The organism is Spirosoma sp. 209, from assembly GCF_002006735.1.
GTDB classification, from domain to species: domain Bacteria; phylum Bacteroidota; class Bacteroidia; order Cytophagales; family Spirosomataceae; genus Spirosoma; species Spirosoma sordidisoli.
Genome location: NZ_MVEC01000025.1, coordinates 104,525 through 116,346, shown reverse-complemented (window position 1 = coordinate 116,346; position 11,822 = coordinate 104,525). Strand labels below are relative to the sequence as shown.

Annotated in this window: 10 protein-coding genes; 2 read left to right on the top strand and 8 right to left on the bottom strand. The window is 54.2% G+C overall.

The window, feature by feature from the left end:
• From B1C80_RS27000 to B1C80_RS26970, 7 genes are all read right to left on the bottom strand, one after another.
• The coding region (locus B1C80_RS27000) for a YgcG family protein (RefSeq protein ID WP_369822753.1) at nucleotides 1-759 on the bottom strand (759 nt) is incomplete at its 3' end.
• Nucleotides 755-1,192 carry a TPM domain-containing protein gene (locus tag B1C80_RS26995; protein ID WP_077924315.1) on the bottom strand — a complete coding sequence of 146 codons (438 nt, stop codon included), beginning with the start codon at nucleotides 1,190-1,192 and terminating at the stop codon, nucleotides 755-757. The genes B1C80_RS26995 and B1C80_RS27000, both read right to left, overlap by 5 nt.
• A 73-nt stretch (nucleotides 1,193-1,265) precedes the next feature.
• Entirely contained in the window at nucleotides 1,266-1,847 is a 582-nt protein-coding gene (locus B1C80_RS26990) for a LemA family protein (protein WP_077924314.1), read from the bottom strand.
• A 74-nt stretch (nucleotides 1,848-1,921) separates the two neighbouring features.
• Nucleotides 1,922-3,403, bottom strand: coding sequence for a DASH family cryptochrome (locus B1C80_RS26985; RefSeq protein WP_077924313.1), 1,482 nt, complete (start codon nucleotides 3,401-3,403; stop codon nucleotides 1,922-1,924).
• 101 nt (nucleotides 3,404-3,504) lie between these two features.
• Nucleotides 3,505-4,311 carry a DUF547 domain-containing protein gene (locus B1C80_RS26980; RefSeq protein ID WP_077924312.1) on the bottom strand — a complete coding sequence of 269 codons (807 nt, stop codon included), beginning with the start codon at nucleotides 4,309-4,311 and terminating at the stop codon, nucleotides 3,505-3,507.
• 102 nt (nucleotides 4,312-4,413) lie between these two features.
• Nucleotides 4,414-5,073 carry a response regulator transcription factor gene (locus B1C80_RS26975; RefSeq protein ID WP_077924311.1) on the bottom strand — a complete coding sequence of 220 codons (660 nt, stop codon included), beginning with the start codon at nucleotides 5,071-5,073 and terminating at the stop codon, nucleotides 4,414-4,416.
• Nucleotides 5,074-5,136: 63 nt separating this feature from the next.
• Nucleotides 5,137-5,967: a sensor histidine kinase gene (locus tag B1C80_RS26970; RefSeq protein WP_077924310.1), complete on the bottom strand. Its 831-nt coding sequence runs from the start codon at nucleotides 5,965-5,967 to the stop codon at nucleotides 5,137-5,139.
• Nucleotides 5,968-6,199: 232 nt separating this feature from the next.
• Between B1C80_RS26970 and B1C80_RS26965 the strand changes: the two genes are divergently transcribed.
• Complete coding sequence (locus B1C80_RS26965) at nucleotides 6,200-8,092, top strand: amidophosphoribosyltransferase (RefSeq protein WP_077924309.1); 1,893 nt, start codon at nucleotides 6,200-6,202, stop codon at nucleotides 8,090-8,092.
• A gap of 76 nt (nucleotides 8,093-8,168) precedes the next feature.
• Here B1C80_RS26965 and B1C80_RS26960 read toward each other — a convergent pair whose 3' ends face one another.
• A complete protein-coding gene (locus tag B1C80_RS26960; protein ID WP_077924308.1) occupies nucleotides 8,169-9,533 on the bottom strand; it encodes a vanadium-dependent haloperoxidase in 1,365 nt (454 codons plus the stop codon).
• A gap of 195 nt (nucleotides 9,534-9,728) precedes the next feature.
• On the opposite strand from B1C80_RS26960, the gene dnaG reads away from it, so the two are divergent.
• A complete protein-coding gene (gene dnaG, locus B1C80_RS26955; RefSeq protein ID WP_077924307.1) occupies nucleotides 9,729-11,777 on the top strand; it encodes a DNA primase in 2,049 nt (682 codons plus the stop codon).
• Nucleotides 11,778-11,822 lie beyond the last annotated feature (45 nt).

Genomic DNA, 11,822 nt, shown 5'->3' with positions numbered 1-11,822 from the left:
CCCGCCAAAGCCACCACCGCCCCCCGACGAGCCGCCCCAGCCTGAGTAGGTTGACGTGGGGAAGAACACCGGTGGAAAGAAACCTCCACCCCGGTTTCGGTTGCTGCCACCCCCTTTGTTACGGCGCGAAATCAGGAAGATGATGACGAAAATAATAAAGACCCAGATCAGGATACCGAACCCGTCGGAGTCATTGCCGGACCGGGGTTCGGCTTGGTACTCGCCCTGCGCCCGCTGAATGATCTCGGTCGTGGCAGCGTCGAGTCCCTGATAGTACTGTTCCTGTTTGAAGGCCGGTACCAGGGTGTTGCTGATGATCCGTTTGGCAATGGCGTCGGGGATGGCTCCCTCCAGCCCATAGCCGGTAGCAATGTAAATTTTTCGAGTCTGGGTGGCCCAGGCCAGCACTAATCCGTTGTTTTTTCCTTTCTGGCCCACGCCCCACTTGCGCCCTACCCGGAAGGCAAAGTCGCCGATCGGATACGGTTCGGTAGTCCGAACAATAACGACGGTGATCTGGGTAGAGGTCGAGTCGTTGTAAGCGCGGAGTTTCTGCTCCAGCTGGTCACGTTCAGACCGGCTCAGCGCACCCACAAAATCATTGACCAGCCGGGGCGGGTTGGGCCGGGCCGGAATGACCGAATCGGCGCTGCTGACCTGGGCCCGCAGACTCGGCGCCAGCAGGATAAGCAGCAGCACAACCGACCCTGTTTGGCTAATCAGGCGAAAAAGACGGGTAAGTACGTTCACAGAATTAATGATCAAACGAAATGTCGTCGGCGAGTTCGTTCTTGTCCGTCTCGCCATCGTACGGAAAATACTGGTGGAGCTGCCGACCTGCCTGGGCTATCCCCTGCCTGAGGCCACCGACATAGTCGCCAACGGCAAAATGGTTACGCAGCAGGTCTTTCGTCTCTTCCCAGAAGCCGGCCGGCACAACCGCATCGATGCCTTTATCGCCAATGACGGCGAATTTGCGGTCAGCGTGTGCCAGATAAAATAAAACCCCGTTTTGCGCTTTGGTCTGGTGCATACCCAGCTGGGCAAACACCTCAATGGCCCGTGCCAAGGGGTCCGAACCGACGCAATGTGGCTCAACGTGTACCCGGATTTCGCCCGATGTGGCTTTTTCGGCCTGCTGGATGGCCTCCACGATACGTTGCTGCTCGGCAGGAGAGAAAGGTGCTGTCATGGTTCAGAGCGGGGTAATGCATACGGCCTGCCGGACCGAAGCCCTGCCTGCCGTATGCATTGATCACTGTACGTTAAAACTGTACGGTCGGAGCGCTCTGGGCGGCCTGCGAGGCTTCGAAGAGGCCTTTGCGCTGGAATCCGAAGACGCCCGCAAAGATGTTGTTCGGGAATGACCGAACCGACTGGTTATAGCTGGTGGCTACTCCGTTGAAGTCGTTACGGGCCACGGTGATCCGGTTCTCAGTGCCTTCCAGCTGCGCCTGTAATTCCGAGAAATTCTGGGTGGCTTTTAGCTGTGGGTAGCTCTCGGCCACCGCCAGCAGCCGCGACAGCGAACCGCTCAGCTGATCCTGGGCTGCCTGAAACTTCTGGATATTCTCGGGCGTGAGCTGGTCGGCGTTGAGGTTGATGCCCGTCGCGTTGGCACGAGCCTGGATTACGGCCGACAAGGTACTTTTCTCGAAATTAGCCGCTCCCTGCACCGTCCGAACCAGGTTCGGAATCAGGTCGGCCCGGCGCTGGTACTGGGTCTGCACATTAGCCCAGGCGTTTTCTACCTGTGTATCTTTAGTCACCAGGCCGTTGTACGAACTGCAGCCGTATACGCCCAGAATAAGCAAAACAGCAACGACGATAATGGTTGTTCTTGACATAATTGTGGTACCGAAAAGGTGTTTATCGGATTCAAAACTGCTTAAAACTATGGATTTGTTTTTACTTTTTTTGGTTACCGGTTTTTTTCAGCCGTAAGCCACTTGTTTGGATTGATAATCGGCATGGGGTAGTTATCGCCCAGCGCTACGCCGTATTCGTTCAGCTCCTGCTGGGGGATGTTCGAAACCATATGCACCCTATGGGAAGGTACACTGGCCAGCTCCGGTAGCCAGTGTTTGACGAACCGACCTTCCTCGTCGTAACGCATGGCCTGGCTGTAAATGTTAAAGTATCGGTCTTCGCGCGGGTCGTTGCCCACCCCGGCTACGTAGTTCCAGTTGCCCCAGTTGCTACAAGGGTCGTAGTCGACCAGCAGGCTCTCGAAATAAGCGGCCCCCCAGGTCCAGTCGATGCCCAGATCCCGGACCAGAAAGCTGCCTACATTTTGACGGCCCCGGTTGGACATGAACCCGGTCATGTTCAATTCCCGCATGTTGGCATCGATAAAGGGAATACCGGTTTCGCCCCCTGCCCATCGCAAAAACAAATCCCGGTCGCGACGCCATTTTTTGCCGAGCTGATGGCGGATACCGCTGGGTTTGAAAAGCCGGTTACCGTAGCGCAGCGCCACGAACCGAAAAAAATCGCGCCAGAGCAGCTCGAAGATCAGCCAATAGGTCGAGTCGTTTTTGACCCGTTCCTGCTCATACCGCTTCACTTCTTCGTACACGAACCGGGGCGACAGGCAACCCAGCGACAGCCAGGCCGAAAACTTGCTCGAATACGCTTCGCCGAGCATACCGTTGCGGGTTTCTTTGTACGTTCTGAGCAGGTCACGATCCCACAGGTAGTGCTGAAGCCGGCTAAGCGCCATGGTCTCGCCCCCTTTGAAGGGTACAGCGGCTTGCGCGCTGGGCGAAAATTCGGACGGAAAACCAAACGTGGCGATTGTAGGCAGCGGTTCAGGATCAATAGCCGAGCCGGCTCCGTCGGTGGCGAGCCGAATTCGGTCCGGTGTTGAAATCACCTCCCGCACCGGCGCATATTTCTCGATCCGGTTCCGAAACTGCGTGAACACGTCGGGCAGTCTGGAAATTTCGAACGGCAGATCCCGCACGTGATAGAGCGTCGATTGCCAGAACAGATCCAGGTTGATGTTGAGCGGCTTGAGTCGTTTGCCGAGATCCGATTCTACGTCTGTTTCTTCCTGGGTTACCTCTTTGCTGGCGTAGATGGCAACGGCTTCGATATCTTCGGCCAGTTCGGCCAGAATGAGTGCGGGATTACCGATACGGACAATCAGGTCGGCTCCCTTAACCTGTAGCGACTGGCGCAGATCTGCTACCGACTCGATTAGAAAACTGGTTCGGTACAGACCGGTTTTGCGGAAGTTGAGGGGTGTGTCGGGGCGCCGGGCGCTGTCTGGTTCGGTAAACCAGCGCGGGTCGAATACAAAAACGGGAAGCACTTCGTCGGCGTCGGCCAGCGCCCGGGAAAACCCGTCGTTGTCGTGTAGCCGCAGATCATTTCGGAACCAGTATACAATGCGTTTCATCTGTAAACAGCTGAGTAAGGAGCAGGTTGACCCGGACCATCGTTTCCAGAGAACCAACGGCGTAGAGGCAATCACTCCTTACTGATAACTGACAGCAGACATCACTGTTCGTTCAGGGCCCAGTTATAATCCAGAAAAGAAATATCGGTGTCTTTATTGATTTTGGTTTTCGAATACCGATTTACCCAGTATTCAATGGACTTGTTGTCTTCTTTCCAGTCGCCTTTATACCAGTCGAAGTACTTCGACAAGCTGGCTTTCTGTGGGCTGATTGCATTCTTTGCCGGGTTGTTCAGGAAATCGCTCCCCTGGTCGTCGAGCTGGGCATCCAGTTTGGCGCCTGTGTAGGCTTCGTTACGGAGACGGGGACACGAGCGAGCTGCACAAACCAGCGCAAAGTGAATCCGCTGGTCGTTGAACTTCTTGCGGAGGGTCCCGTGCTCGATGTTGTCGAGGCTGATCTTCTCCGACCCAATCGGGATAAACTTGATGGCCCAGGGGGTGGTCACGAACGGAATCTTGATTTTGCTGCCGATGTCCTTGATGCTTTTAACCGGGTAATGGTTCAGAATCAGCTTGATGGTGTAGGCGTTATAGGCGTTGATCCAGTAAGCGATCTGGGCGTCCTGACTCCATTTGTCGGTAGGCGGGTTTTTAGAAAGCAGGTCGAGGTACTTATCCAGTTCTTTCTCGTCGCTCCTGAAGCCTTTGTAGTTGACCAGCCCTTTTTCATTGATGTGTTTTTTGGCCAGCCGGTCGTAGATGCTGTGATCAACGGGGTCGGCTGCCAGCGTCATGACCGGGGCTGTCGGTGTAGTGACCGGGCCCGGTTCGGTGAAGGCCACGAGGCTGGTTAGAGCAAAGCCTGTCAGGGCTACCAATATTCCTTTTTGTGTGTAGCGTTTCATGCGTATCGGCATTTGTTTAGAGATACATACGCCCACAAGTCGAAAAAGGTTTAGTCGGGAGTCTGGTCAGCCCGGTCCCGAGGGAACGCCGGCCCCCTTATCTTATACCAGACTATTCTTGAACGCGTAGGCTACCATGCCGGCCGTATTTTTGGTGCCAGTTTTCTCCAGAATGCGCAGCCGATGGCCTTCTACCGTGCGCGGACTGAGAAAGATCTTTTCGCTGATCTCGTTCGTTGACAAGCCTTCGCAGATCAGGGTCAGCACTTCTTTCTCCCGCTCCGAGAGCAGTATTTTGCTGTTGTAGAAGGCGTTGACGGGCTTCGCCACGTTTGTTTTGTTGGTCATCTTCCGCAGCATGGCCTTCGATACGAATTCGTTCAGGTAAACGCCTTCGTCCATCACCTTCCGAATCGCTTTTTCAACCTCGTCGGCCTCGGCATCTTTGAGCAGATAGCCGCTTACCCCTTTTTCGAGCAGGTGCAGTACCATACGGTCTTCGTCGTGCATAGTCAGAACAACGATTTTAACCAGGGGCCAGTGTTCGCGGAGGTAGTCGGCGGTGGCGGTGCCGTCCATGACCGGCATTTGCAGGTCAAGCAGCACGACGTCGGGCATTTTTCGGGGAACGCGTTCGATCAGTTCCTGCCCATTGCCTGCTTCCAGGATCAGCTCGAAGTCGTGAACCTGACCAAGAATGGTAGCCATGCCCACACGAAACAGCGTATGGTCGTCGCAGAGGGCCAGTTTTATTTTTCTCATAGGAGGAAGCCAGTAAAATTGAGTCGATAGTTAGTCGTTTTGGCGGTGCTGCGGGGAAACAAATTAACGCATAAAACCAACAGTTTCTGCGTCTTCGAGCCTGACCTGTACGTGAATCTGTGAGCCCCGGCCGGGTGCCACATCGAAGGTGACATGGCCATCGACCACACTCAGCCGGCTTTCGATATTGCGCAGACCCAGCCCGGCGCGTTTGTCTTCCATAATGGCGTCGAAATCAAAGCCGACGCCGTCGTCGATGACCGACAGGCGAACTTCGCCGACCGAGTTGTTCATGTGCAGGCAGTACAGCTGAATATCGATCTGGGTAGCGCGGGCGTGCCGAATGGCGTTGTTGAGCAACTCCTGCGCAATGCGGTAGAGCGTCAAACTCAGCGGGGGCGATAGCTGCTGGAGATCATCGGGGCAGTCGAGCCGAACCAGAATGTCGCCTTCTGAAGCGCGTTCGGCCAGTTCTTCGAGGGCGGGCAGCAGACCAAACCGGTCGAGGGTAGTAGGGACCAGGTCGCGGCTGATGCGCCTGACGTTGGTCATGGTCTCGTCGATCATGGCCCGGGTTTTCTGAACCTGGAGGGCCGTTCGCATGTTCAGCGTATCGCCGTTCAGTTGCCGCTCTACCTGGTTGAGGCTCATCTTGGTAACCGACAGCATGGTGCCAATGCCATCATGAAGGTCGGCGGCCAGGCGTTTGCGTTCGGCTTCCTGACCCCGGAAGGTCGCTGCCATAAGCTCACGCCGGTGCTGTTCCTGTAACTCCTTGAGAGCCAGTTGCTGCTTTGCCTGTTTTTGTTGGTAATAGGCCACGAAAATGATGATGAACACGGCCATCATCAACAGTACGGCCGTTCCGACCGCAATAACAAAACCGGAGTCCATCGGCGTTATTCATCCATTCGGCCGTAGCCAATTGCTGTAAATATGACGAATCGCAGGTCGAATGTCAACCCGGGAAACTACCCGTTTGAGGAAGTGGTAAAATGAGTTGACAACCCATCTGTTTCCAGCTCACTTTCTCTACCTTTGCTTATACCGATGCCGAACCCTTTTACGAAGAGGGTCGTTACTTCGTTATTCACCAAAACACTCTTCGCTTCAGCGACAACCCCTCATGAGCGACGCCATCAAACATGAGTGCGGCATTGCCCTAATCCGGCTCCGCAAACCGTACCAGTATTATATTGATAAGTACGGAACGGCTCTTTATGGAGCCAACAAGCTCTACCTGCTCATGGAAAAGCAGGTAAACCGGGGCCAGGACGGGGCCGGTATTGCCAACATCAAACTCGACGTACCACCGGGCCATCGGTACATCAGCCGCTACCGCTCCGTTGATCAGCGGCCGGTGACCGACATCTTCGAGAAGGTCAACAAGAAGTTCCGGAAGGCCATCAAAGGCAACCGGGACAAGGCCAAAGACGCGCAGTGGCTCCAGGAGAACGTGGCTTTTACAGGCGAAGTCTGGATGGGCCATCTCCGCTACGGCACCCATGGCGCCAACGAGATCGAGAACTGCCACCCTATGCTCCGGCAGAGCAACTGGCGCAGCCGGAACCTGGTAATGGCCGGCAACTTCAACATGACCAACGTAGACAGCCTGTTCAATAAACTGGTTTCGCTTGGTCAGCACCCCAAAGAAAAGGTCGATACCGTAACGGTGATGGAAAAAATCGGCCATTTTCTCGACGAAGAAAACCAGCGCGTCTTCGACCGGTTCAAGGGCATCTACGAAAACCCCGACCTGTCAGACATTATCGAAGACAACCTCGATCTGCAACGGGTTCTGCACCGGTCGTGCCGCGATTTCGACGGTGGCTATGCCATGGTTGGTATGACGGGCTACGGAGCCTCGTTCGTAGCGCGCGACCCGGCGGGTATCCGTCCGGCCTATTACTATGCCGACGATGAAGTGGTGGTGGTAGCCTCGGAGAAACCGGCTATCAAAACGGCATTCAACGTAGAATACAGCGAAATCAAGGAAGTACAGCCCGGCCATGCGCTTATTGTTGACAAATACGGTGAGTACGGCGAGTACGAGTTCATCCAGCCGGTCGAAAAAAGGTCGTGCAGCTTTGAGCGGATCTACTTCTCGCGGGCTACCGACCCCGATATTTATAACGAGCGTAAGATGCTCGGCAAACTGCTGGTTCCGCAGATTCTGGAAGAGATCGATTACGATCTCGAAAACACGGTCTTCTCCTATATCCCGAACACGGCCGAAACCGCGTTCTTCGGTATGGTAGAAGGGCTGGAAGAATATCTCTATAAGCAGCGGAAAAAAGCCATCATGGAGGGCATTCTGTTCGAGCAGGAGCTCGACCGGGTGCTGTCGTTCCGGCCGCGGGTAGAAAAGCTGGTTTCTAAAGATGTGAAGCTACGCACCTTCATTACTGACGATAGCCAGCGTGACGATATGGTATCGCATGTGTATGACACAACGTTCGAAGTTATCCGGAAGGGTAAAGACAACGTGGTCGTGGTTGATGACTCCATCGTACGGGGAACAACGCTTGAGAAAAGCATCCTGAAGATGCTCGACCGGCTGGGTCCCAAAAAAATCATCATTGTCTCGTCAGCTCCGCAAATCCGTTTTCCCGACTGCTACGGCATCGACATGTCGAAGTTCAAGGAGTTCGTTGGTTTCCGGGCCGCGCTCGATCTGCTGCGGGAGCGGAACCAGGAAGACGTCATCGAAGAGGTCTACGCCCAGTGTGTAGCGGCCATCGAGTCGGGCAATGCCGCCAAAGAAAATTACGTAAAAGCGTTGTTTGAACCGTTCACGCACGATGAACTGTCGCAGCAGGTGGCCCGGATCGTCACGCCATCCGATCTCAAAGCTCAGGTAGCCGTGGTATACCAAACGGTTGAGAACCTGCACCGCGCCTGCCCCAACCATTCGGGCGACTGGTACTTTACGGGTAACTACCCAACGCCGGGTGGGAATAACGTCGTTAATAAGGCGTTCGTTAACTTCATGGAGGGTAAGCTCGTTCGGGCTTACTGAGCCCTTCTTTATAAACAACAGTTCGGCCCCCGAACGTACCGCTTATGTACGCTCGGGGGCCGAACTGTTGTTAGACCTATTTCGTCCAGGCGAGAGCGTTTATGTTAGCGCCGATCTTCTTGCCTTCAGCCAGCCCTGTTTCGTTATCCTGTGCGGTATGTATGTTGCCGTAAAAACGCGAATCTGCCGATTCTTTCGCCGAAGCGGAAAATGATGTAAATGTACGGGCTTTGAATTCTACATTCCGCGCTGCATCCTTAAAGCGGTTGACGTGCGAATTGTCCGTAAAGGTGAATTTTTCACCGTACATAGCCGCCAGTACAGTAGCTGCCGACGAGGACTGGGTAGCATGACCAGACGGGAAGCCCGGGAAGGGCGGAGCTGGCCAGAACGGAACCCAGGCGGGGTCAATGGCGAGTCGCACGTAGGTGTAGGGGCGCAGGTTGTTGTAGAGAAACTTGCATCGCCAGCACAGTATGAATGCATCCGAGACTGCCAGGCCGGTACGCGCAAATGTCTCTGCCGCCTTGGCCAGATTGGCTTTGGCAGTCGTTACTACAATCTGGGCAATGTTGTAGGAGTGACCAGGTGGTGTAAACGTTTCGCCGGGGTTGTCGGCCCACCAGACGGCAATTTCTTTCTCAGTCTGGGTCAGCACTTTTGACTTGTTATAGACATCCATGTACTGCTTGAAAAACGCTGAGTTAGTGTTGGTTGAATAAGCCAGAGGCTTCGGTACAGCCAGTTCATCATTGGCTTTTACAAACGTTCGGTTACGTCCCCAGTAGGGCTGCATCGGAATTTTTATACCGTTCTCGGTCGGTTGCCACATACCGGCACCTGTTGGAACGACGTAGCTGGTCGGGAAGTTACGGCTGTACCCTTCATGGCCACCGTCTGACTTTGAGTATTCGAATACCGCATTGGCAATTGCGGTGCCGAAGGTTACCGACCGTTGATTTATGGTTTCGTCTTTGTCTTTAAATTGAGTTAGCAAAGCCGTTTCGAGCGAGTCGATAGTGGTTTTGTTAGCAGCCGAGGTATTGGCATACAGACTACGAAGGATGGCGGCCTGTGCAGCATTAGCGCTAAGTGCCCAGTTATAGGTTTTGCCGATCTCTGGTAAAGGCAAAGCTGTCAGGCCCTGGAGCTGCCCTACCAGCGATTTGCGGTTGGTGATACCAGGTACGACTGACTCATACATAGTAAGGCCGGCATATCCCAAAGCACGCGACGCAACGGGCGGGGTAAACCCAGCCGTAGTTTTCGTTAGCTTAAGTTGAAGGGAGGCCCATTTGGTAGCCACATCCGCCGAGTACAGGTTGGTTGGTTTGCCGTTAGGGGCTACTACATCGTCAGGCTGTTTGCGGCACGACTGTAGCAGAACCAGCAGAGAAAGTATAGCTATCGAAATAAGGCGATTTTGGCCAGGTGGGGGCATATATCTAGCGGGAAGTACTTGTCGGTTCATACGGTGTTACGTGATTTTGAGACCCACTCTACGCATGATCACATTTGCGATCAACTATATAAATAGCAAAAATACTGCCAAAACAGGTGTGAGCTATCTGTATGAAACCGTCATTGCGACGCGTTTCGGCGTAAATTTGGGTACTCATTTACGTAATGAAATCCAATGCGAATTCCTGAAGAAACGGTTGAACGAATCCGGCAGGCGGCAGATATCCTGGAGGTGGTCGGCGATTTTGTCTCGCTCAAGAAGCGCGGTAGTAACTATACCGCCTGCTGTCCCTTCCACAATGAGAAGTCGCCTTCGTTCAACGTAAACCCGTCGCGGCAGATTTACAAGTGTTTTGGCTGCGGCAAGGCAGGAGACGCTGTCAAGTTCGTCATGGATATCGAGAACATTGGCTATGGCGAAGCGTTGCGCTATCTGGCCAAGAAATACGGTATCGAGATCGAAGAACAGGAGCAGACACCCGAAGATCTGCTGCGCCAGAATGAGCGGGAGAGCCTGCTGATCGTGCTGAACTTTGCCAAGACGTTTTTTCAGGAAACCTTATTGCAAACAGACGAAGGCAAGAGCATCGGCCTGAGTTACTTTCGGGAACGTGGCTTCACGAACCCAACCATCGAGGCTTTCGACCTGGGATACAGCCTTGATCAGTGGGACGCCCTCTTGCAGGAAGGCAGCCGCCGTGGATACAGCCGCGATTTGCTCGAGAAAGCCGGACTCATTTTAAGCAAGGAAAATAACAAGACCTTCGACCGCTTCAGGGGGCGCGTCATGTTCCCGATCCATAATGTGTCGGGTCGGGTCATTGCCTTTGGCGCGCGTATTCTAAAGGCCGATAAAACGCAGCCAAAGTACCTGAACTCGCCCGAAACAACGGTCTACCACAAGAGCCAGGTGCTATACGGCATCTTTCAGGCCAAGCAGGCCATTCGACAGGAGGATGTATGCTACCTGACAGAAGGGTATACCGATGTTATCTCGCTGCATCAGGCTGGGATAAAAAACGTTGTGGCCTCGTCGGGTACCTCGCTGACTACCGAGCAGATCCGGCTGATTGCCCGTTTCACTCCCAACGTGACCATCCTCTACGATGGCGACGCAGCTGGTATCAAAGCGGCCCTGCGCGGTCTCGACATGGTGCTGGAAGAAGGGTTGAACCTGCGGCTGCTGCTGTTACCCGATGGCGAAGACCCGGATAGCTACGTGCATAAAGTAGGGGCCGATGCCTTTAAACTGTATATCCGGAACCACTCGAAAGATTTCATCGATTTCAAAGCCAGTCAGTGGCTGGCCGAAGCCGGCGATAATCCCCTCAAACGAGCCGAAGGAATTTCGGACGTATGCGCCAGTATCACCCGAATACCCGACCCGCTTAAACGCCAAACCCTGTCGCAGCGGGTGGCGCAGGTATTTCACGTGAGTGAACAGTCGGTCATCTCGGAGATCAACCGGCTTCTCAGACAACAGCAGGATCAGCGGCAGAAAGAGGCCGAACGCCAACGCGATCGTAACAACCGCCAGCAACCAGCCGGCGGCAACCCCGAACCCGATGCGTCGCTGGAGGAGATCAATGCCCTGCTTAACGGACTGAGCGTTGATATGCCTCCCGATGAAGCAGCAGCGCCCCCCAGGCCCAGTTTGGCGGCAACGGCCCGTACTCCGCTCTCGTTTCAGGAGGAAGAATGTATCCGGTTGCTGATGAACTACGGAGCCCGGGAACTGGAGCCCGGCATTACGCTCTGCCAGTATGTGCTCTCGGAGTTGCATGAGATCGAGTTTCAAACTTCGCCCTATGATCTGATGTTAACCTTGTATCGGGAGGCTTATAGTCGGGGAGAGATCCTGCTGGCCCACGACTTCCTGAACCGAAACCCGGCCGTTGTGCCGAATGCGAGTGCTGCCGACATGCAGCACCAGGCTATCAATCTGACAACCCCCCGGTACGAGATCAGTGATGGGTGGGAGAAACACGAGATATTCGTCCCGTCAGAAGAGGAAGTGAAAATCCTGGCCGAAGCAGCCTGGAAAAACGTGCTGCGCATCAAGAAAATGCTGGCCGAGCAACGCATGGTTACCCTTCAACAACAACTCCGCGAGGTCAGCAGCAAAACTCCTGAAGAAGCTGATCAGCTTATGACCGAGTTCATGCATTTCAAGCGAATTGATATGCAGATTTCGTCCCTGTTGGGAACCGTTATTTCGGGCTGATCTGTCTGAGTTAAAATTGGATTTTTCCTGGAAAGTAACTATTTG